At 71.2% G+C, this 20,393-nt stretch carries 21 protein-coding genes; 14 read left to right on the forward strand and 7 right to left on the reverse strand.

The window, feature by feature from the left end:
- The 14 genes from MFF55_RS14535 to MFF55_RS14600 form a co-directional block, all read left to right on the forward strand.
- Nucleotides 1–856, forward strand: an 856-nt coding sequence (locus tag MFF55_RS14535; protein ID WP_238244821.1) for a polysaccharide deacetylase family protein, incomplete at its 5' end; no start/stop codon positions are given.
- A gap of 211 nt (nt 857–1,067) precedes the next feature.
- Nucleotides 1,068–2,639, forward strand: coding sequence for an ABC transporter substrate-binding protein (locus MFF55_RS14540; RefSeq protein WP_373874808.1), 1,572 nt, complete (start codon nt 1,068–1,070; stop codon nt 2,637–2,639).
- A 425-nt stretch (nt 2,640–3,064) separates the two neighbouring features.
- Nucleotides 3,065–4,045, forward strand: coding sequence for an ABC transporter permease (locus MFF55_RS14545; RefSeq protein WP_238244822.1), 981 nt, complete (start codon nt 3,065–3,067; stop codon nt 4,043–4,045).
- On the forward strand, nt 4,042–4,998 hold the full coding sequence (locus tag MFF55_RS14550) for an ABC transporter permease (protein ID WP_238244823.1): 957 nt from the start codon (nt 4,042–4,044) through the stop codon (nt 4,996–4,998). Before MFF55_RS14545 ends, MFF55_RS14550 begins: the two co-directional genes overlap by 4 nt.
- A complete protein-coding gene (locus tag MFF55_RS14555; RefSeq protein ID WP_238244824.1) occupies nt 4,995–5,978 on the forward strand; it encodes an ABC transporter ATP-binding protein in 984 nt (327 codons plus the stop codon). Before MFF55_RS14550 ends, MFF55_RS14555 begins: the two co-directional genes overlap by 4 nt.
- Nucleotides 5,975–6,982, forward strand: a complete 1,008-nt coding sequence (locus MFF55_RS14560; RefSeq protein WP_238244825.1) for an ABC transporter ATP-binding protein — start codon at nt 5,975–5,977, stop codon at nt 6,980–6,982. Before MFF55_RS14555 ends, MFF55_RS14560 begins: the two co-directional genes overlap by 4 nt.
- Before the next feature lie 287 nt (nt 6,983–7,269).
- Nucleotides 7,270–7,359, forward strand: a complete 90-nt coding sequence (locus MFF55_RS14565; protein ID WP_238244826.1) for a K(+)-transporting ATPase subunit F — start codon at nt 7,270–7,272, stop codon at nt 7,357–7,359.
- Nucleotides 7,360–7,374: 15 nt separating this feature from the next.
- Nucleotides 7,375–9,090: a potassium-transporting ATPase subunit KdpA gene (kdpA, locus tag MFF55_RS14570; RefSeq protein WP_238244827.1), complete on the forward strand. Its 1,716-nt coding sequence runs from the start codon at nt 7,375–7,377 to the stop codon at nt 9,088–9,090.
- A 1-nt stretch (nt 9,091) separates the two neighbouring features.
- A complete protein-coding gene (locus MFF55_RS14575; RefSeq protein WP_238244828.1) occupies nt 9,092–9,286 on the forward strand; it encodes a hypothetical protein in 195 nt (64 codons plus the stop codon).
- A gap of 50 nt (nt 9,287–9,336) precedes the next feature.
- Nucleotides 9,337–11,427: a potassium-transporting ATPase subunit KdpB gene (gene kdpB / locus MFF55_RS14580; protein WP_238244829.1), complete on the forward strand. Its 2,091-nt coding sequence runs from the start codon at nt 9,337–9,339 to the stop codon at nt 11,425–11,427.
- 24 nt (nt 11,428–11,451) lie between these two features.
- The gene (locus MFF55_RS14585) at nt 11,452–12,057 is read left to right on the forward strand and encodes a K(+)-transporting ATPase subunit C (RefSeq protein ID WP_238244830.1); all 606 of its coding nucleotides are present in this window, start codon (nt 11,452–11,454) and stop codon (nt 12,055–12,057) included.
- A gap of 26 nt (nt 12,058–12,083) precedes the next feature.
- Nucleotides 12,084–14,795, forward strand: coding sequence for an ATP-binding protein (locus MFF55_RS14590; RefSeq protein ID WP_238244831.1), 2,712 nt, complete (start codon nt 12,084–12,086; stop codon nt 14,793–14,795).
- A gap of 10 nt (nt 14,796–14,805) precedes the next feature.
- A complete protein-coding gene (locus MFF55_RS14595; RefSeq protein ID WP_238244832.1) occupies nt 14,806–15,516 on the forward strand; it encodes a response regulator in 711 nt (236 codons plus the stop codon).
- Between the two features lie 60 nt (nt 15,517–15,576).
- Nucleotides 15,577–15,786 carry a hypothetical protein gene (locus MFF55_RS14600; protein ID WP_238244833.1) on the forward strand — a complete coding sequence of 70 codons (210 nt, stop codon included), beginning with the start codon at nt 15,577–15,579 and terminating at the stop codon, nt 15,784–15,786.
- A 31-nt stretch (nt 15,787–15,817) separates the two neighbouring features.
- Here the strand turns inward: MFF55_RS14600 and MFF55_RS14605 are convergent, their stop codons facing one another.
- From MFF55_RS14605 to MFF55_RS14635, 7 genes are all read right to left on the reverse strand, one after another.
- Nucleotides 15,818–16,078, reverse strand: a complete 261-nt coding sequence (locus MFF55_RS14605) for a hypothetical protein (RefSeq protein ID WP_238244834.1) — start codon at nt 16,076–16,078, stop codon at nt 15,818–15,820.
- A gap of 144 nt (nt 16,079–16,222) precedes the next feature.
- On the reverse strand, nt 16,223–16,945 hold the full coding sequence (gene soxA / locus MFF55_RS14610; RefSeq protein WP_238244835.1) for a sulfur oxidation c-type cytochrome SoxA: 723 nt from the start codon (nt 16,943–16,945) through the stop codon (nt 16,223–16,225).
- Nucleotides 16,946–17,268: 323 nt separating this feature from the next.
- On the reverse strand, nt 17,269–17,589 hold the full coding sequence (gene soxZ, locus MFF55_RS14615; RefSeq protein WP_238244836.1) for a thiosulfate oxidation carrier complex protein SoxZ: 321 nt from the start codon (nt 17,587–17,589) through the stop codon (nt 17,269–17,271).
- A 4-nt stretch (nt 17,590–17,593) separates the two neighbouring features.
- Nucleotides 17,594–18,070: a SoxY-related AACIE arm protein gene (locus MFF55_RS14620; protein WP_283206746.1), complete on the reverse strand. Its 477-nt coding sequence runs from the start codon at nt 18,068–18,070 to the stop codon at nt 17,594–17,596.
- Nucleotides 18,067–18,522, reverse strand: coding sequence for a sulfur oxidation c-type cytochrome SoxX (soxX, locus tag MFF55_RS14625; RefSeq protein ID WP_238244837.1), 456 nt, complete (start codon nt 18,520–18,522; stop codon nt 18,067–18,069). The genes MFF55_RS14620 and soxX overlap by 4 nt, the downstream gene beginning before the upstream one ends.
- A gap of 173 nt (nt 18,523–18,695) precedes the next feature.
- Nucleotides 18,696–19,949 (reverse strand): NAD(P)/FAD-dependent oxidoreductase, encoded by a 1,254-nt coding sequence (locus tag MFF55_RS14630; RefSeq protein WP_238244838.1) that lies wholly within the window; start codon nt 19,947–19,949, stop codon nt 18,696–18,698.
- A 166-nt stretch (nt 19,950–20,115) separates the two neighbouring features.
- A complete protein-coding gene (locus MFF55_RS14635) occupies nt 20,116–20,391 on the reverse strand; it encodes a c-type cytochrome (RefSeq protein WP_238244848.1) in 276 nt (91 codons plus the stop codon).
- Between the last annotated feature and the right edge of the window lie 2 nt (nt 20,392–20,393).

A 20,393-nucleotide genomic window follows, 5' to 3' on the forward strand; every position in this document is an offset into this window, starting at 1 on the left:
CCCGCGACCGCGTCGACGTGGATGGCTCGGCTCCTACCAGGGCGAGGACAGCCCGGGGGACATCTCGCGCGGCGTCTTCGCCGCGGAGGTCGGCGTGCCGCGCTTGCTGCGGCTCTTCGAGCGTTTCGGCCTGAAGCAGTCGTTCTTCATCCCCGGCCACTCCGTGGAATCGTTCCCGCGGGAGATGGAGGCCGTGGTCCGCCACGGGCACGAGGTCGGGCTGCACGGCTACAGCCACGAGAACCCCCTGGCGATGTCGCGCCAGCAGGAGGAGGACGTCTTCGACAAGTCCATCGAGGTCCTCCAGCGGCTGAGCGGCCAGCGCCCGACGGGATACGTCGCGCCCTGGTGGGAGGTCAGCACCAACAGCGTGGAGATCCTCTTGGACCGTGGCATCAAGTACGACCACAGCCTGATGCACCGGGACTTCACGCCCTATTACCTGCGCGTCGGCGATGGCTGGACGCCGATCGACTACTCCAAGGCCGCGGCCGAGTGGATGACGCCCTTCGTCCACGGCACCGAGACGAGCCTGATCGAGATTCCGGCGAGCTGGTACCTGGACGACCTTCCGCCGATGATGTTCATCAAGGGGTTCCCGAACAGCCACGGCTACGTGAACCCGCGCGATCTCGGGCAGACCTGGCGCGACACCTTCGACTGGGTCTACCGCGAGCACGATTACGCGGTGTTTCCGATGACGATCCATCCCGACGTCTCGGGCCGGCCGCAGGTGCTCCTGATGCTGGAAGACCTCATCGCCTACATGATCCGCCAGCCCGGCGTGCGCTTCGTGACGCTCAACGACATGGCCGACGACTTCGCCCGCCGCTCGCCGAGGGCGGTCCCGGCCTGAGCCGGGCCGCGGCCCGACCGGGAGGGGCCGGCCGGTCGGTGCTGGCGCGGCTTGTGCGTCGACTGTCCGAGTCCGGCCGGTTTCATTGTTGGCCGGATGCCGATTAAGGTCCGGTCAGGGCGCCTCCGGGCGTCGAGCCTGCAACGACGATCCCTTGCGCATCGAGGAGTTCCGCTTGCCGTCTTCAACCCTGAGACGACGCGGTCGCGCGCTGGGCCTCGGCCTCGGACTTGCCCTGGCGCTCGCGGGCGGGGCGCGGGCGGAGACGACCCTCCGCTTCGCCTTCCAGGGCGACATCAAGTCTCTCGATCCCTACTCGCTGAAGGAGACCTTCACGATCGGGATGCACGGGGCGGCCTACGAAGCGCTGATCACCCGCGACAAGAACCTGAAGATGGTGCCGGCGCTGGCGGAGTCCTGGGAGATCCCGGAGCCGACGCGCTGGCGCTTCCACCTGCGAAAAGGGGTCAAGTTCCACGACGGCTCGCCCTTCACGGCCGACGACGTCGTGTTCTCCGCCAACCGGGTCCGGGCGCCGGGCTCGAACTTCCAGACGAACGTGCCCGCCGACGCCGAGTTCGTGAAGGTCGACGACCACACCGTCGACATGAAGCTGCAGAAGCCGAACCCGATCGCGGCCTACCAGTTCGCCAACTGGTACATCATGTCGAAGGCCTGGGCGGAGAAGAACGGCGCCGTCGCCCCCTCCCCGGCCAGCGCCACCTCGCCGAGCTACGCCGCGCTCAACGCCAACGGCACCGGCCCCTTCCTCATCACCGAGCACCAGCCGGGCGTCCGCACCGTGTTCAAGCGGAACCCGAACTACTGGGGCAAGGTGGAATCGAACCTCGACACCGCGATCTTCACGACCATCCAGAACGATGCGACGCGGGTCGCGGCCCTGCTCTCGGGCGAGGTCGACTGGGCCGACCCGGTACCGCTGCAGGACGCGCAGCGGGTCAACGGCAGCGGCAACGCCGCCGTCCTGGCGGGCCCCGAGCTGCGCACGATCTTCCTCGGGATGGACCAGTGGCGCGACGAGCTCAAGGACTCGAGCGTGAAGGGCAAGAACCCCTTCAAGGACGTCCGCGTCCGCGAGGCCTTCTACCGGGCGATCGACGAGGACACGATCGCCAAGCGCGTCATGCGCGGCCAGGCCACCCCCTCCGCCCTGCTGATCGCGCCGCAGCTCTACGCGCGGGCCGGCGAGTTCAAGCGCCCGACCTACGATCCCGCGCGGGCCAAGGCGCTGCTCGCCGAGGCCGGATACCCCGACGGCTTCACCCTGACGATGGACTGCCCGAACGACCGCTACGTGAACGACGAGGCGATCTGCCAGGCCGTGGTCTCGATGCTCGCCCGTGTCGGCGTGAAGGTGAACCTCAACGCCCAGCCCAAGGCGAAGTACTTCGCCAAGGTGCTGGCGCCGAACTACGACACCTCGTTCTACCTCGTGGGCTGGACGCCCTCCTCGCAGGATTCCCACAACATCCTCTACGAGATCACGGGTTGCCGGAAGGATCCGAAATCCGGCCGCGGCGCCTGGAACCTCGGCAATTACTGCAATCCCAAGGTCGACGAAATCGCCGATCAGGTCGAGGCCGAGACCGATGAGGCGAAGCGCGACGCGCTGATCAAGCAGGGCTTCGACATCGTCCAGGCCGAGTGGGGCTACATCCCCCTTCACCAGCAGGCGCTGGCCTGGGGCGTCTCGAAGAAGGTGAAGCTCGCCCAGCGGCCCGACAACCAGTTCATGCTCTACTGGGTTTCGAAGGAGCCGTGAGGATGCGAGCGCCGATGGCGGCGGCGTCCGCCTCCGCGCGGCGGTCGAGGTGGAGCGCGGGTCCCCCCTCCTGGAGGGAAGGGCGACCGCAGATGAGATTATCTGCTCACCGCCAGGGTTCTCGCACCATCCTTGTCATTCCGGGGCGCCGCCAGGCGAGCCCGGAACCCAGAACCGCAGGTCGAGGTCCAGTCGGCGCCGTCAGCGGTTATGGGTTCCGGGCTCTGCTGCGCAGCCCCGGAATGACAAACGGAGGCTGCTGGAACGTTTCCGGCGGACGCAACCTGATCTGCGATTGCCCTGCCCGGAGGGAGAGGGGCGTGCCCCATCCGGGGAGTTCGCTCCCCTCACCCCAACCCTCTCCCCCGGGGAGAGGGAGCGCGGCGCGCCGCCCGCGATCGGTCTCCCGGCGGGCCGGCTGATCCATGCTCGCCTTCCTCCTCAACCGCCTCCTCCAATCCGTCGTGGTGCTGTTCACGGTCGGGCTGACCGCCTTCTCCATGTTCCGCTTCGCCGGCGACCCGGTGAACCAGATCGTGGGCGTCGACACGCCGCCGGCCGAGCGGCTCGAGATCCGCCGGGCGCTGGGCCTCGACGATCCCGTCGCGGTGCAGTTCGCGCGCTATGCCGGCGCCGTGCTGCGGGGGGATTTCGGGATCTCCTACCAGTTCCGGCAGCCGGTCTCTGCGCTGCTGGCCGAGCGCATGCCCGCGACCCTCGAACTCGCGCTGTGCGCGACGCTCTTCGCGCTGAGCATGGGCATCCTGATGGGGGTCTATTGCGCCCTCAAGCGCGAGACGCTGCTCGCCAAGCTCTTCCTGGCGATCTCGCTGGTGGGCGTCAGCCTTCCGACCTTCCTGATCGGCATCCTGCTCATCTTCCTGTTCTCGGTGACGCTCGGATGGCTGCCCTCCTTCGGGCGCGGCGACACGGTCCGGCTCGGCTGGTGGACGACGGGCTTCCTCACGGCCTCCGGGTGGCGCGCGCTGATCCTCCCCTCGGTGACGCTGGGGCTCTACCAGATGACCCTGATCATGCGCCTCGTCCGGGCCGAGATGCTGGAGGTGCTGCGCACCGACTACATCCGCTTCGCCCGCGCCCGCGGCCTCACCACCCGGGCGATCCATTTCGGGCACGCCCTCAAGAACACCCTGGTCCCCGTGATCACTATCGCCGGGCTGCAGCTCGGCTCGGTCATCGCCTTCTCGATCATCACCGAGACCGTGTTCCAGTGGCCCGGCATGGGCCTCCTGTTCGTGCAGGCGGTGCAGAACGTCGACATCCCGATCATGTCGGCCTACCTGCTGCTCGTCGCGGCGATCTTCGTGACCATCAACCTCGCGGTGGACGTGCTCTACACGATCGTCGATCCGCGCCTGCGGCTCTCGACGGGGAACGCCCGATGAGCGAGGCCGCGATCGCGTCGAGGGGCGAGCCGCTTGCGCGCCGGTCGCGCTGGGCCCGGTTTCTCGACTCGGACCTGTTTTCGAGCTTCCGGCGCTCGAAGATCGCGATGGCCGCCTTCGCGGTCACGCTCCTGTTCTTCACCGTGGCGCTCGCCGCACCCTGGATCTCGCCGCAGAACCCCTACGACCCGGCCCAGCTCGAACTGATGAACTCGAACCTGCCCCCGCTCTGGCAGGCCGAGGGCGTCCGGCCCTTCCTGCTGGGCACCGACGACCAGGGCCGGGACGTGCTCTCGGCGGTGTTCTACGGCCTGCGCCTTTCGTTGGTGGTCGGGCTGCTCGGCGTGCTCGTCTCGGGCACGCTCGGCATCGGACTCGGGCTCATCGCGGGCTATTTCGGCGGCGTGCTCGACACCCTGATCATGCGCGTCGCCGACGTGCAGCTGACCTTCCCGGCGATCCTGATCGCGCTCGTCGTCGACGGCGTCGCCAAGGCGGCGCTCGGCGGGCACATGGACACCGACGCCACCATCGCGCTGATCGTGGTCTCGATCGGCCTCTCCTTCTGGGTGCAGTACGCGCGCACCGTGCGCTCCCAGGTGATGGTCGAGAAGGGCAAGGACTACGTCCAGGCGGGGCGGCTGATCGGCCTGTCCTCGCCGGTGATCATGGTCCGTCACGTGCTGCCCAACGTCACCGGCCCCGTCTTCGTCATCGCGACCATCAACCTCGCGCTGGCGATCATCACGGAAGCCACCCTGTCCTTCCTCGGCACCGGGCTGCCCGACACGATGCCGTCGCTCGGCACCCTGATCCGCATCGGCAACGGCTACCTGTTCTCGGGCGAATGGTGGATCGTCGCCTTCCCCGGCCTGGCGCTCGCCGGCCTCGTCATCGCCATCAACCTGCTCGGCGACTGGCTGCGCGACGCGCTGAACCCGAAGCTGCAATGACCGAACCCGTCCTCTCCGTCCGCGACCTGCGCGTGGAGTTCGCCACGCGTCGCGGCGTGCTGAAGGCCATCGACGGCGTCTCCTTCGACGTCGCCAAGGGCGAGATCCTCGGCGTCGTCGGCGAATCCGGGGCCGGCAAGTCCGTGACCGGGGCGGCGGTGATCGGCCTCATCGACCCGCCCGGCCGCATTGCGGGCGGCGAGATCCGCCTTGCGGGCCAGCGCATCGACAACCTGGCGCCCGAGGCGATGCGCAGGGTTCGGGGCAAGCGCATCGGCATGATCTTCCAGGACCCCCTGACGAGCCTGAACCCGCTCTACCGGGTCGGCCATCAGCTTGTGGAGACCATCCGCACCCATACCGATCTCTCGCCCAGGGCCGCGCGGACCCGCGCCGTCGATCTGCTGGCGGAAGTCGGCATCTCGGCACCGGAGCGGCGCATCGACGGCTACCCCCACGAGTTCTCCGGCGGCATGCGCCAGCGCGCCGTCATCGCGCTCGCGCTCGCGGCCGAGCCCGAGCTCATCATCGCCGACGAGCCGACGACGGCCCTCGACGTCTCGGTCCAGGCCGGCATCATCGCGCTCCTCAAGCGCCTGGGGCGCGAGCACGGCACGGCGGTGATGCTGATCACCCACGACATGGGGGTGATCGCCGAGGCCGCCGACCGCGTCGCCGTGATGTATTCCGGCCGCATCGCCGAGATCGGGCCGGTGCACGGCCTCGTGCAGGCGCCGCTCCACCCCTACGCCGTGGGGCTGATGGGGGCGATCCCGACCCTGGTGCAGGAGACCGACCGGCTCACCCAGATCCCCGGCGCCATGCCCCGGCTGACCGCCATCCCGAAGGGCTGCGCCTTCCACCCGCGCTGCCCCAGGGCCTTCGCGCGCTGCCACGTCGAGCGTCCGGAACAGATCCCGGTGAACGGGCATCGCGTGGCCTGCCACCTCTACGACGCCCAGGGCTCGGTGGCCGCATGAGAGCGGAGGGGCCGACGCGGCCGCCCGCCTATGTCGAGGTCGCGGATCTGCGCCGCGACTTCGACGTCTCGCAGCCCTGGCTGACCCGGGTGATCGAGCGCCGGCCCCGCCAGATCCTGCGCGCCGTCGACGGCGTCGGGTTCAGTATCGCCCGGGGCGAGACCTTCGCGCTGGTCGGCGAATCCGGCTCGGGCAAGTCGACGGTGGCGCGCATGGTCGTCGGCCTGCTGCCGCCCAGCGGCGGGGACGTGCGCATCACGGGCGTCTCGATGACCGACCCGCGCCAGGCGGCCGAGCGCCGGCGCCTCAGGCGGCGCATCCAGATGATCTTCCAGGATCCCTACGCGTCGATGAACCCGCGCTGGCGGGTGGGCCGGATCATCGCCGAGCCGATCCGCGCCTTCAACCTGCTCCAGGGCGAGGCCGCGATCCTGGCGCGCGTCGGCGAGCTCCTCACCCTGGTCGGCCTGCACCCGGACGACCGGGTGAAGTACCCGCACGAATTCTCCGGCGGCCAGCGCCAGCGCGTCGCCATCGCCCGGGCGCTGGCCTCGGAGGCCGAGTTCCTGGTGGGCGACGAGCCGACCTCGGCGCTCGACGTCTCGGTCCAGGCCCAGATCCTCAACCTGATGCGGGACCTGCAGGGGCGGCTCGGCCTCACCTACCTGTTCATCAGCCACAACCTCGCCGTGGTCCGGCACATGGCGACACGGGTCGGCGTGATGTATCTCGGCCGCGTGGTCGAGATCGGGACGAGCCACGCCCTGTTCCGGGCGCCCCGCCACCCCTACACGCGCATGCTGCTCGACGCGGTGCCCGATATCGGGATGACCGGGCGGACGCGCACACCGGTCTCGGGCGAGATTCCGAACCCGATCGACCCGCCCTCCGGCTGCACCTTCCACCCGCGCTGCCCCTTCGCGAACGAGCGCTGCCGCGCGGAGGTGCCGGGCCTGATCGATGGCGTGGCCTGCCACGCGGTCCAAGAGGGGCGGCTTGACTGAGGGGCGGCTCGACTGAGGGGCAGGGCTACCGGCCCTCCCGGTCTGCCGGCGCCCTCCGGATCCTAACGGGATCCTGAGAAAGTCGTCCCCGCCTCTCTCTCGCATCCTCATGCGGTTCGCGGCCACAATCCGCGTCGGCGGCCGGCGCGCGAACCCTCTCGCGACCGGCCTGCCCTTCGTACCGGACGCACCATGCCCGACCTCGTCTTCCTGGCCGCAGGCCTCGCCTTCTTCGCCCTCGCCGCCGGCTACGCCGCGCTCTGCGAACGCCTCTGAGGGAGGCTGCCGTGACCCTCGACCTCGTGCTCGGCGCCCTCGTGACCGCTGGGCTCCTCGTCTACCTCACCTACGCCCTCGTCCGCCCCGAGCGGTTCTAAGGCACGGACAAACCCATGACTGGCATCGGCTGGATCCAGATCGCGCTGTTCTGCGCGGTCGTGCTGGCGCTCGTGCGGCCGCTCGGGCTGTACATGACCCGCGTCTTCGCGGGCGAGCGCACCCTCCTCTCCCCCGTGCTCGCGCCCCTGGAGCGCGGCCTCTACCGCCTCGCCGGCATCGACGCGCGCCACGAGCAGACCTGGCTCGGCTACGGCCTCGCCATGCTCGTCTTCCACGCGCTGGGCTTCCTCTTGCTCTACGCGATCCTGCGTTTGCAGGAGGGGCTGCCGCTGAACCCGATGGGGCAGGCGGCGGTGGCGCCGGACCTCGCCTTCAACACGGCGGCGAGCTTCGTCACGAACACCAACTGGCAGAATTACGGCGGCGAGGGCACGCTCTCCTACCTGTCGCAGATGCTGGGGCTGACGCAGCAGAACTTCCTCTCCGCCGCGACCGGCATCGCGCTCGCCATGGCGCTGATCCGCGGGTTCTCGCGCGCCTCGGCCGGCACCGTCGGCTCGTTCTGGGTCGATCTCACCCGCTGCACCCTCTACGTGCTGCTGCCGCTCTGCGTGGGGCTGACGCTCTTCTACGTCTGGCAGGGCATCCCGCAGACCCTCGGCGCCTATGTCGAGGCGACGACCCTGGAGGGGGCCAGGCAGACCATCGCGGTCGGGCCCGTGGCGAGCCAGGTCGCGGTCAAGATGCTCGGCACCAATGGCGGCGGCTTGTTCAACGCCAACGCCGCCCACCCCTTCGAGAACCCGACCGCGCTCGCGAACTTCGTCCAGATCGTCACGATCTTCGCGCTGGGCGCCGCGCTGACCAACGTCTTCGGCCGCATGGTCGGCGACGAGCGCCAGGGCTGGGCCATCCTCAGTGCGATGGGCGCGCTGTTCCTGGCCGGCACGGCGGTGACCTACTGGGCCGAGAGCGCCGGCAGCCCGGTGCTGAACGGCCTCGGCCTCACCGGCGGCAACATGGAGGGCAAGGAGGTCCGCTTCGGCATCGTCGCCTCCGCGCTCTTCGCGGTCGTGACCACCGCCGCCTCCTGCGGGGCGGTGAACTCCATGCACGACTCCTTCACGGCGCTCGGCGGCATGATCCCGATGATCAACATGCAGCTCGGCGAGATCATCGTCGGCGGCGTCGGCGCGGGCCTCTACGGCATGCTCGTGTTCGTCGTCGTGGCGATCTTCGTGTCCGGCCTCATGGTCGGGCGCACGCCGGAATATCTCGGCAAGAAGATCGAGGCGCGGGAGGTTAAGATGGCGATGCTCGCCATCCTCTGCCTGCCGCTGATGATGCTGGGGCTCACGGCGGTCGCGACGGTGGTCCCTGCAGGCCTCGCGGGGCCGGCCAATGCCGGCCCGCACGGCTTCTCCGAGATCCTCTACGCCTTCACCTCGGCGGCGGCCAACAACGGCTCGGCCTTCGGCGGGCTCACCGGCAACACCCCCTTCTACAACACCACCCTGGCGCTCGGCATGCTGGTCGGCCGCTTCTTCGTGATCATCCCGGCGCTCGTCATCGCGGGGTCGCTCGCGGCCAAGCGGACCGTCCCGGCCTCGGCCGGCACCTTCCCGACGCACGGCGGCCTCTTCGTCGGGCTGCTCGTCGGGGTGATTCTGATCGTCGGCGGCCTCACCTTCTTCCCGTCGCTGGCGCTCGGGCCGATCGTCGAGCACCTCGCCGGCGCCGCCGGCCAGACGTTTTCGACGGGAGGCTGACATGCGCCACGTCCTCCGCCCGGGCCGCCTGCCTCATCAGCGCCTCATGCACCGCCCGCCACCGCGGCGGGACGAGGCCAAGAGACCGCCGATACGGATGTCGGACCTGATCCTGGCCGTGCTCGGTGTCACCCTGCTCGGCGGCTTCGCCCTCACGGCCGCCTTCGCCCTGGCCGCCGGCTGGACGGTCTCCTGAACCGGCGCGCAACGCCGGGTCCTTCCCGCCTTCACCCCGGACACCGCACCATGTCCCGTCCCTCGTCATCCCTGTTCAGCGCCGCCCTGATCGGGCCCGCGCTCCTCGGCGCGCTCAGGAAGCTCGACCCGCGGTTCATGATCCGGAACCCGGTCATGTTCGTCGTCGAGGTTGTGGCGGCGCTCACCACCGTGCTGTTCGTCCGCGATCTCCTCGCGGGCGCCGGCGGCCTGTTCTTCTCCGGCCAGATCATCCTCTGGCTCTGGTTCACCCTGATCTTCGCCAATTTTGCCGAGGCGCTCGCCGAGGGACGCGGCAAGGCGCAGGCCGACAGCCTGCGGCGCACCCGCACCGAGATAACGGCCAAGCGCCTGACGGGCGGGGGACGAGCCTACGAGACCGTGCCCGGCACCGCGCTCAAGGTCGGCGACGTCGTGCTCGTCGAGGCCGGCGACCTCATCCCCTCGGACGGCGAGGTCATTGAGGGCGTGGCTTCCGTGAACGAGGCCGCCATCACCGGCGAATCTGCCCCGGTCATCCGGGAATCGGGCGGCGACCGCTCGGCGGTCACCGGCGGCACCCAGGTCCTGTCCGACGAGATCAAGGTGCGAATCACCGCGGCGGCCGGCTCGACCTTCGTCGACCGCATGATCGCGCTGGTCGAGGGCGCGGCGCGCCAGAAGACCCCGAACGAGATCGCGCTCAACATCCTGCTCGCCGGGCTGACCATCGTCTTCGTCTTCGCGGTGGCCTCGATCCCGAGCTTCGCGTCCTACGCCGGCGGGACGATCCCCCTCGTCGTCCTCGTCGCGCTCTTCGTGACACTGATCCCCACCACCATCGGCGCGCTCCTGTCCGCCATCGGCATCGCCGGCATGGACCGCCTCGTGCGCTTCAACGTGCTCGCGATGTCGGGCCGGGCCGTCGAGGCGGCGGGCGACATCGACACGCTGCTGCTGGACAAGACCGGCACCATCACGCTCGGCAACCGCCAGGCGACCGAGCTCCGCCCGGTGCGGGGCGTCTCGGAACAGGAACTCGCCGACGCGGCTCAACTCGCCTCGCTGGCCGACGAGACGCCCGAGGGCCGCTCCATCGTGGTGCTCGCCAAGGAGCGCTACGGCATCCGCGCCCGCGACATGGCGAGCCTCAACGCGACCTTCGTGCCCTTCACCGCCCAGTCGCGGATGAGCGGCGTGGATCTCGAGGGGGCGTCCATCCGCAAGGGCGCGGTCGACGCGGTGATCGCCGCCGCCTCCGGTCAGCCGGCAGCGAGCCGCGGCTCGAACGCGGCCCTCGCCTACCTCCCGGCCGCCGAGACAGAGATCGTGGCCGAAATCCGCGCCATCGCCGAGGCGATCGCCAAGGCCGGGGGCACGCCGCTCGCCGTCGCCAAGGACGGCCGTCTGCTCGGCGTCGTCGCTCTGAAGGACATCGTGAAGGGCGGCATCCGCGAGCGCTTCGCCGAGCTGCGCCAGATGGGCATCCGCACCGTGATGATCACGGGCGACAACCCGATGACCGCGGCCGCCATCGCGGCGGAGGCGGGCGTCGACGACTTCCTCGCCCAGGCCACCCCTGAGGACAAGCTCGCGCTGATTCGCCGGGAGCAGGCGGAGGGCAAGCTCGTCGCCATGTGCGGCGACGGCACCAACGACGCGCCGGCTTTGGCCCAGGCCGATGTCGGGGTCGCCATGAACACCGGCACGGTGGCGGCGCGCGAGGCCGGCAACATGGTCGACCTCGATTCCGACCCGACCAAGCTCATCAAGATCGTGCGGATCGGCAAGCAGCTTCTGATGACGCGGGGCGCGCTCACCACCTTCTCGATCGCCAACGACGTCGCGAAATACTTCGCCATCATCCCGGCGATGTTCCTCGGGCTCTATCCGCAGCTCCAGGCGCTCAACGTCATGGGCCTCGCCTCGCCCCAGAGCGCAATCCTGTCCGCGATCATCTTCAACGCGCTGATCATCATCGCGCTGATCCCGCTGGCCCTGCGCGGCGTCACCTACCGGTCGGTCGGCGCCGCCGCGCTCCTGCGGCGCAACCTCCTCGTCTACGGGCTGGGCGGCATCCTGGTGCCCTTCATCGGCATCAAGCTGATCGACCTCGCCGTCACCGCCATGCACCTCGCCTGATCCCGGTCCCTCGAAAGGCCCGCCATGCTGCGCCACCTTCGCCCCGCCCTCGTCCTCCTCGTCGTCCTGACGGCCGTGACGGGCCTCGCCTACCCCCTCGCCATGACCGGCATCGCCGGGGCGATCTTCCCCGCCAAGGCGGCGGGCAGCCTCGTCGAGCGGGACGGGAAGCTCGTCGGCTCCAGCCTGATCGGACAGTCCTTCACGAGCGCGCGCTACTTCCAGGGCCGGCCCTCCGCCACCAGCGCCGCGGACCCGGCGGATGCGGCCAAGACCGTGCCCTCGCCCTACAACGCCGCCGGCTCGGCGGGATCGAACCTCGGGCCGACCAGCGCCGCGCTCGCCGAGCGGGTGAAGGCGGATGTCGAGAGGTGGAGGGCCGAGAACCCGGGCCAGGCCGTCCCCGTCGACCTCGTGACGACCAGCGGCTCGGGCCTCGACCCCGATCTCTCGCCGGAGGCCGCCCTGTTCCAGGTGCCCCGCATCGCCAGGACCCGGGGCCTGCCCGAGGATAGGCTGCGCGACCTCGTCGGCCGGCAGGTGCAGGGCCGGCTGCTCGGGATCCTCGGCGAACCCCGCGTGAACGTGCTGGCGCTCAACCTCGCCCTGGACGATCTTGCGGCCAAGTAACAGCGAAGGAATGGGACGGTCCCCGCATGCCGGAGCCGCAGCGAGACCCGGGACGTCCCTCGCCCGACTCGTTGCTGGAGGCGGCGCGTCGCGAGGCGCATCAGCGCGGTCGCCTGAAGATCTTCCTCGGCGCCGCGCCCGGAGTCGGCAAGACCTACGAGATGCTCACCATCGGCCGCGCCCGCCTCAAGGCCGGCGTCGACGTCGTGGTCGGCGTGGTCGAGACCCACGGCCGGGCCGAGACCGAGGCCCTGCTCGACGGCCTCAGCGTGATCCCGCGCCGGCGCGTGCCCTATCACGGCACGGTGCTGGAGGAGATGGACCTCGACGCGCTCCTCGCTCGCCGGCCGGCGCTGGCCCTGGTCGACGAGCTCGCCCACACCAACGCCCCGGGCTCGCGCCACCCCAAGCGCTACCAGGACGTGGCGGAGCTGCTCGATGCCGGCATCGACGTGCACACCACCCTCAACATCCAGCACGTGGAGAGCCTCAACGACGTCGTGGCGCAGATCACCCGCATCCGGGTCCGGGAGACGGTGCCCGACGGCATCCTCGACCGGGCCGACGACATCGAGGTGGTCGACCTCAACCCCGACGACCTGATCCAGCGCCTCAAGGACGGCAAGGTCTACGTCCCGGGCAACGCCGAGCGCGCGTTGCGCCACTATTTTTCCCGCGGCAACCTCACCGCTCTGCGCGAGCTGGCGCTGCGGCGCACCGCCGATCGGGTCGACGACGAGCTGCTCAGCCACATGCGGGCGAACGCGATTCCCGGTCCCTGGGGGGCGGGCGAGCGGGTGCTCGTCTGCGTCAGCGAGGACCCGCGCTCGGCCGGCCTCGTGCGCTACGCCAAGCGCCTCGCCGACCGGCTCCACGCCCCCTGGACGGCGCTCAGCGTCGAGGGGCTGCGCTCGGCCGCCCTCGGCGAGGCCGAGTGCGACCGCATCGCCGAGGCGCTGCGCCTCGCCGACCGGCTCGGCGGCGACGCGGTCACCACGCCGGGCGGGCGCCGCCTCGCCGAGGACATCCTGGCCTATGCGCGCTCGGCCAACGTCAACCACGTGGTCGTGGGCAAGACGACGCGCTCGTGGTGGTTCGAGCTCCTGAACGGCTCCGTCGTCCACGACCTCGTGCGCCGCAGCGGCAACATCAGCGTGCACGTCGTCCCGGGCGAAGGGGTGCCGGCGGAGGCCGGGCCGCGCCGGGCCGTCGCCACCCTGCCCCCCGGCCCGGGATTCTCGGCCCGGCCCTACGCCCTGGCCCTGCTCGCCACCGCGGCCGGGCTCGGGCTCGCCCTGCTGCTGCAGCCCCTCCTCGGCGTCGAGAACGCCGACCTGTTCCTTCTCACCGCCGTCGTCGCCGTGGCCGTGCGCGCCGGGCCCGGGGCCTCCCTCGTCGCGGTGGTCGCCGCCTCGCTCGCCTACAACTTCTTCTTCCTGCCGCCGGTCTACACCTTCACCATCGCCGACCCGACCAACGTCGCGGCCTTCCTGCTCTTCACCATCGTCGCCGTGCTCGTCTCGAACCTCGCCTCGCGCTCGCGCCGCACCGCGGTGGTCAGCCAGGCGCGCACCCGCGCGACCGAGCGGCTCTACGGCTTCAGCCGCACGCTGTCCGGCTGCGGCACCCTCGACGACGTGCTCTGGGCGACCTCGGCTGGGGTCGCGGCCATGCTGAAGGTGCGCGTGGTGCTGCTCCTGCCGGAGGGGAGCGCCGTCACGGTGCGCGCCGGCTACCCGCCCGAGGACAGGCTCGACCCGGCCGACCTCGCCGCGGCGCAATGGGCCTTCGACAACGACCGTCCGGCCGGCCGCGGCGCCGACACGCTGCCCGGCGCGCGCCGCCTGTTCCTGCCGATGCGCACGGGCCGCGGCACCCTCGGCGTGATCGGCCTCGACGCGGAGGGCACCGGGCCGATCCTGACGCCGGAGGGGCGGCGCCTGCTCGACGCGCTGGCCGACATGGGCGCGCTCGCCATCGAGCGGGTGCGCCTCGTCGAGGACCTTGACCGGGCCGAGCGCGCCGCCGAGACCGACCGCCTGGCCCGGGCGCTGCTCACCTCGATCAGCCACGACCTGCGCACGCCGCTGGCCTCGGTGCTGGGCGCCGCCAGCACGCTGCGCGACCTCGACGCCGCCCTACCCGGCGAGGCAAAGGCGGACCTGCTGGCGACCATCATTGAGGAATCGGAGCGGCTGAACCGCTTCATCGTCAACCTCCTCGACATGACGCGGCTGGAGGCCGGCGCGGTGGCGCCCAACCTCGCGCCCCAGGATCTGGGCGAGATCGTCGACACCGCTTTGCGCCGGACGGAGGGCGTGCTGGCGGGCCACCGCGTCGTCGTGGAGATGCCCCCGGACCTGCCGGCCCTGCCGCTCGATCCGGTGCTGTTCGAGCAGGTGCTCGTCAACCTTCTCGACAACGCCGCCAAGTATGCCCCCGAGGGCTCGCTCGTGACGGTCCGGGCCCGTCGGGACGGGGCCCGGATCCGCCTGGAGGTGCTGGACGAGGGCGACGGGCTGCCCGAGGAGGATGTCGAGCGCGTGTTCGACAAGTTCTACAGGGTCCGCAAGGGCGACCGCGTCCGGGCCGGCACGGGTCTCGGGCTTGCCATCGCGCGCGGCTTCGTCGAGGCCATGGGCGGCACCGTCACCGCGGGCAACCGGGGCGACCGGAACGGCGCCGCCTTCACGGTGTCGCTTCCGGCCCGGACCGCGCGCGAGGACCGAGCGGCATGAGTCCGATCCCATGAGTCCGACCATCCTCGTGGTCGACGACGAGCCGCCGATCCGCAGGCTCCTGCGCCTGGGGCTCGCGACGCAGGGCTACCGCCTCCTGGAGGCGCCGAACGGCCGCACCGCCCTGGAGATCCTCGGCCGCGAGGAGGCCGACCTCGTCATCCTCGACCTCGGCCTGCCCGACATGCGCGGGCACGACCTGCTGCGCACGATCCGCGAGCGCCATCCGGATCTGCCCATCGTGGTACTGTCGAGCCGGGACGACGAGCCCGGCAAGGTCGAGGCGCTGGACCAGGGCGCCGACGACTACGTCACCAAGCCCTTCGGCATGGCCGAGCTGCTGGCGCGCCTGCGGACGGCCCTGCGCCACCAGCTCGCGGTCCAGGGCGAGCGCCCGGTCTTCCGGGTCGACCGGCTCAGCGTCGACCTCGTCCGGCGCGTGGTGCGGGTCGACGGCGCGGAGGTGCGGCTGACGCCGCGCGAATACGCCTTCCTGCGAATCCTCGTGCTGCATGCCGGCAAGGTGCTGACCCATGCCCAGCTCATGCAGGAGGTCTCCGCCTCCTCCGATCCGCAATACCTGCGGGTCTACATGCGCCAGCTCCGGCAGAAGCTCGAGGCCGACCCGGAGCGGCCGCGCATCCTCCTCACCGAGACCGGAATCGGCTACCGCCTGCGCGCGCCCGACGACGACCCCACGCCGGCGGCGCGCGGCGCGTAAGCCCCATCAGGGGCCGTGGTCGAGCCCGTCTGCTGAACCGAGGCGCCCAAGCCCTGGCGCGTGCTCGGCCGCTGGCAGCGCGGGGCGCTGGAGAGGTTCTTCCGGCACGGCGGCATGCTCTTCCGCCCGCGCGACAGGCGCATCGGTACGGTGGGTTTCGGCCACGTCCTCATCGTTGACGTGCTTGGCTTCCCTGCGGACCACAACCTCCGGCGCCTGCGCGGCCACCAGGGCTGGGGCGCGATGGCCCGGGTCGGCTTCCGGAAATGAGAGCGTTCCGCACGCCGGTGCCTCGCTTCGCTCAGACCTCGCAGCCGGCGGCGCAGCTCAGGGTCCCGCATTCGAGACCTTGTGGCTGACCGAGGGGGCCGACGCGGAGCCTGGCGACCAACGCGGCGACCTCCTCCGGAAAGTCCGGCCCGTGCTCGAGGCCGAAGGCGAGGTCGAGGGCGGGCATCAGGCTACGGAATAGCGCCGGCGCAGTGGGCCGGGGCTGCCAAGCCTCCGCGAGCGTGATCGGTCGGGGATCCGTGCCGAGGGAGGTTGCCGTGAGAGCGAGCATGGAACGGGACGCTGCGAGACGCGCTCTCACAACGGCAGCCGGCCTCGGATCGGCGCGGCTGCTGCCAAGAGTCCGGCAAAGCTAGGCCGTTCCGGTTGAACCGGACCTGAAGCGGAACGCGATGCGGCTTGCCGCCTGAGCGCCCTACGGCCGCACGGCCGGGGTCTCGATGAGGAGCGGGGCGGCCCGCTGCATCAGGTAGGCTTCGAGGGCGATCGCCTCCGGATCGCCCGCGGCGAAGGGCTCCGCCCGCATCCCCGTCATGCAGTTGCGCAGGCGCCGCCCGAGGGAGCCGAGGCCCTGCCATTCGAGCCGGTAGAGGGGGTAGCCCGTCGGGTGACCCTGCGGGATCGTCGCGGAGCCGAGCCGCCGCCCGTGGTTGTCGTCGTGGCAGGCCGCGCAGGAGAGGCCGAGCTGGCCCATCCGGGCGGTGAACAGCGCCCTTCCCTGCGCGCGCGCCGGATCGAGGCGGGGATCGGCGGGCGGCGCGACGGCCAAGCCCCGCGACTGATTCGCGACGTAGGCGGCGAGACTGAGGAGGTCGCGACCCTCGAGCGCCAGGGGCTCAGCGCCCTGGTGCTCGCGGCGGCAGGTATTGATCCGGCCCTGGAGGTCCATCGGACGGGCGCTTCGCGCATCGAAGGCCGGATAGCGGGCGGCGACGCCGCGCATGCCGGCCTCCGCCGCGCCATGGCAGCCGGCGCAGGCGGGCTTGTCCGCCGAGGGCGCCCGCGCCCAGAGTTCGGCTCCGTCCTGGACCCAGAGCATCCCGGGATTGGACGTGTCGTCCTCCTGCATCGCGCGGGTCTCGGGCGCCATCGCATCGAAGCCGGAGCGGCGCTCGCCCGGCGGGATCTCGGCTGCCACCGCGGAGACGGCAAAGGCGACCGAGGCGAGGAGGCCGCGCGCGTGCCCCCTCTCCTGGACGTAGAGGGTTGGGGTGAGGTGTGGGACCTCTCCGGAGGGATCACCCGGTCTCCGCCGCCCTTTCCCGGACGCCTGGAGCGTTGGCGAAAGGCGATCCGGGATCCAGCCGATAACTGGCCGCGGCAGCGGCTCCCTATGGACGGCGCCGTCGTTCGGACGCTTCGCGTCTTCTCCGGATGGGGCACACACCTCACCCTGTCCCTCTCCTTCCAGGAGAGGGGGCCCACGCCTCATAAGGCGAAGCCGCATCGCGGAGGCCGCCGTCACGTCACCTGGATCGCGGCGGTCTCGGTCTGGTCGAAGCCGTTGTCGCCGCGCCAGGTGAAGCTCAGCGTGCCGCTCTTCGTCGCCCGGGTCGTGAAGGTGAGGTAGGGATTGGCCGACGTCGCCGGAAACAGCTCGGCGCGAAACACCTCCTCGCCGTCGAAGCGGCAGGTGAACTCCGTGATGATGTCGCGGGGCAGGATGCGGCCGTCGTGGCCGGGACGGAAGCCCGTCTCCATCGGGTGCGAGATCAGCACCTTGATCGTCACGATGTCGCCGGCCTTGGCGGTCTTGGGCACGCTGATCAGGGTCCGGGCCATGTCCTCAACCCTCCAGGCAGGCGGCGAGCGTCACGATCGCGTCGGCGGAGGCCGACCAGTAGCGGCCGTCGCTGGTCTCGGCGATGGCGGTGATGCGCTGGGTGTCGGCGAGCCGAATGCGCGTCGTGATCGCCGCGCGGCCCGCGCGCGGCCCGAGATGCACCGTGATCACGTTCGGCTGCGGGTTCTTCTCGTTGAACAATGCGATGCGGCGGACATGGTCCGCCTCATTCATCGGGCTCTCGACGCTGACAGTGATGGTGACCGCGTTGCCGTTCTCGACCAGCGGCGGCAGGTCGAGGGTGACCCGGCCGGGCGCGATCGGCGCCTCCCCGGCGAAGCGGCGGATGGCATCAGTGGTCGACTCGGTGCGGGTCGCGGCCGCGGCCCGGACGGGGCGGAGCGCGATGGCCAGCGCCGCGCCCGTCCCCGAGGCGAGGAGGGCGCGCCGGCTCTGCGTCTTCGGTCGGGCCTGGCTCACGGTCGCTGTCCTTCCTCCGTCTCGCGCAGGGTCGCCAGGTAGGCGACCACGTCCTCGATCCCCTGCGCGTCCAGGACCGGCTTTCCGGCGAAGGCCGCGCCGACCCGGGGACTTGGATCGATGCGGTAATAGGAGGGCATGATCGTGTCCGGGTTCAAGGCCTGTCCGTCGACGAGGCGCAGGCGCAGCTGCGCCGGCGAGAGCCGGGCGCCGACTCCCGCGAGGCCCGGGCCGATATCGCCCTGGAAGCGCTCCTCCGGGATCGGCGCGGCGTGGCAGAGCAGGCAGAGGCCCTTCGTCCGGTCCGCGACGATCGCCCGGCCGCGGGCGGGATCGCCCGGCGCGCCGGTGAGGGAGGTTGGGATCGCGTCGCCCCGGATCGCGACGGGAGGAAGTCCCGCCTCGGCAGCGGCCGGCGCGGTGAGGGCCAGGAGGGTGAGAAGCGACCCCACGGAGCGGATGCGCCAACTCCTTTCCCGCTTGTCATTCCGGGGCGCTGAACGCGAGCCCGGAACCCAGAACCACTGACGCCGCAAGCTGGGGAGCCGTCGGCGGCTCTGGGTTCCGGGCTCTGCTGCGCAGCCCCGGAATGACAAGGGACGGTGGCAGACGGAACAGATCCCCCTCACCCGAACACCTGCCGGGTGATGGTCCGGTACCAGTCGGCCGCGTAGAGCGCCTCCTGCTCGCGCAGCGAGGCCGGCGCGTCGAGCGGGCTCGTCCCGCCGGCGCCCTCGACGTCGGCGAGCACCTCGCCGGCCGAGTGATAGACCCCCGCGACCGAGATGCCGTAGCCCGGCGCGACGAGGCTGTAGCAGGTGTTGATGAGCTTCGGCGTCCCCGGCGGGCGGCCGGCCAGGAGGTCGATGACGGCCCCGGCGCAGATATGGGCCTGCGCGTTGGCCGAGAAGGCGGATTTCGGCATGGCGCCGGCGATCGCCGCGTCGCCGATGACGTGGATGCCGGGCACGAGCCGCGATTCGAAGGTGACGGGGTCGATCGGGCACCAGCCGGAGCGGTCGGCGACGCCCGCGATGGCCGCGATCGCACCGGCCCGCTGGGGCGGGATGATGCAGGCCACATCCGCCTTGTACTCCGAGAAGTCGGTCCGGACGGTCATGCTGGCCGGGTCGACGCCGGTCACCGCGCCGCCCTGGGCCAGCGGCACGTATTCGAGCTGGTCGGGGTAGAGCGCGCGCCAGGCCGACTCGAAGAGCTTCTGCTTCGAGAACGTGTCCTTGGCATCGAGCACGATGAGCTTGGCGCCGGGCTTCCGCGTTTTGAGGACGTGCGCGATCAGGCTCGCCCGCTCGTAGGGCCCGGGCGGGCAGCGATAGGGATTGGCCGGCACCGCCATCACCACGGTGCCGCCGTCCGGCATCGCTTCGAGCTGGCGCGCCAGGAGCTCGGTCTGCGCGCCGGCCTTCCAGGCGTGGGGCATGACCTCCGCGGCCCCCGAATCGTAGCCGGGGATGGCGTCGAAACGCAGATCGACCCCGGGCGAGAGGACGAGGCGGTCGTAAGGAAGGCTCGCGCCGTCGGCGAGGCTCACCCGGCGCCCGTCCGCGTCGATGCTCTCGGCCCTGGCATGAACGACCCGGATGCCGGCGCGGGCCAGGCCCTCGTAGCCGAAGCGCTGCGCCTGCATCGGCTGCAAGCCGGCGATGACCTCGTTGCTGAAGGGACAGGAGACGTAGGTGGGGCTCGCCTCGACGAGGGTGACGTCGATGCCGCCCCGATGCAGGTCGCGGGCGGCGCTCGCTCCACCGAAGCCGCCACCGATCACGACGACCTTGGGCTTGGCCTGCGCGAGCGCGGGTCGGGAGAAGGCCAGAGCGGCCCCCGCGGCGAGGAGGCGGCGGCGGGTCGGATGGGTCATAGCGCGGGAATCCCCTCCCCCTTGTGGGGAGGGATAGGGGTGGGGGTGGTTCCACCTGCCTCCGCAGCAGGGTCACCCAGCCACCCCCATCTCCCACTCCTCCCCACAAGGGGGAGGAGAGGCGCGCAGTCGGATCGGTCGGGAGATGTCTTCGACGCCCCGCCCATCACTCCCTCACCTGCGCCCAATAGGTCGCGATCGCCCGGCTCTCCTCGTCCGAAAACCCCTTGGCGATGCGGGTCATCACGCTCGCCGGCCGCTCGCCCGTGCGATAGGCGGCGAGCGCCGCCGCGGTCTCGTCCTCGGGGCGCCCGGCGATCGCGCCCATGGCGGCGCCGGCCGCGTGGCAGCCGGCGCAGGCGGCCGCGCCCGGCGGCGGGCGCAGCTCGGCCGCGCCCGCGGGGCCGAGGCCGGTCAGGAGGACGAGGAGCGCCGCCCGCATCC

This window comes from Methylobacterium iners, assembly GCF_022179305.1.
GTDB lineage: Bacteria > Pseudomonadota > Alphaproteobacteria > Rhizobiales > Beijerinckiaceae > Methylobacterium > Methylobacterium iners.

Bases quoted from the DNA above. Each gene is read 5' to 3' on its own strand.
- MFF55_RS14545 (WP_238244822.1), top strand. From the start codon at position 3,065: ATGCTCGCCTTCCTCCTCAACCGCCTCCTCCAATCCGTCGTGGTGCTG.
- MFF55_RS14550 (WP_238244823.1), top strand. From the start codon at position 4,042: ATGAGCGAGGCCGCGATCGCGTCGAGGGGCGAGCCGCTTGCGCGCCGG.
- MFF55_RS14555 (WP_238244824.1), top strand. From the start codon at position 4,995: ATGACCGAACCCGTCCTCTCCGTCCGCGACCTGCGCGTGGAGTTCGCC.
- MFF55_RS14560 (WP_238244825.1), top strand. From the start codon at position 5,975: ATGAGAGCGGAGGGGCCGACGCGGCCGCCCGCCTATGTCGAGGTCGCG.
- kdpA (WP_238244827.1), top strand. From the start codon at position 7,375: ATGACTGGCATCGGCTGGATCCAGATCGCGCTGTTCTGCGCGGTCGTG.
- MFF55_RS14575 (WP_238244828.1), top strand. From the start codon at position 9,092: ATGCGCCACGTCCTCCGCCCGGGCCGCCTGCCTCATCAGCGCCTCATG.
- kdpB (WP_238244829.1), top strand. From the start codon at position 9,337: ATGTCCCGTCCCTCGTCATCCCTGTTCAGCGCCGCCCTGATCGGGCCC.
- MFF55_RS14585 (WP_238244830.1), top strand. From the start codon at position 11,452: ATGCTGCGCCACCTTCGCCCCGCCCTCGTCCTCCTCGTCGTCCTGACG.
- MFF55_RS14590 (WP_238244831.1), top strand. From the start codon at position 12,084: ATGCCGGAGCCGCAGCGAGACCCGGGACGTCCCTCGCCCGACTCGTTG.
- MFF55_RS14595 (WP_238244832.1), top strand. From the start codon at position 14,806: ATGAGTCCGACCATCCTCGTGGTCGACGACGAGCCGCCGATCCGCAGG.
- MFF55_RS14605 (WP_238244834.1), bottom strand. From the start codon at position 16,078: ATGCTCGCTCTCACGGCAACCTCCCTCGGCACGGATCCCCGACCGATC.
- soxZ (WP_238244836.1), bottom strand. From the start codon at position 17,589: ATGGCCCGGACCCTGATCAGCGTGCCCAAGACCGCCAAGGCCGGCGAC.
- MFF55_RS14630 (WP_238244838.1), bottom strand. From the start codon at position 19,949: ATGACCCATCCGACCCGCCGCCGCCTCCTCGCCGCGGGGGCCGCTCTG.
- MFF55_RS14635 (WP_238244848.1), bottom strand. From the start codon at position 20,391: ATGCGGGCGGCGCTCCTCGTCCTCCTGACCGGCCTCGGCCCCGCGGGC.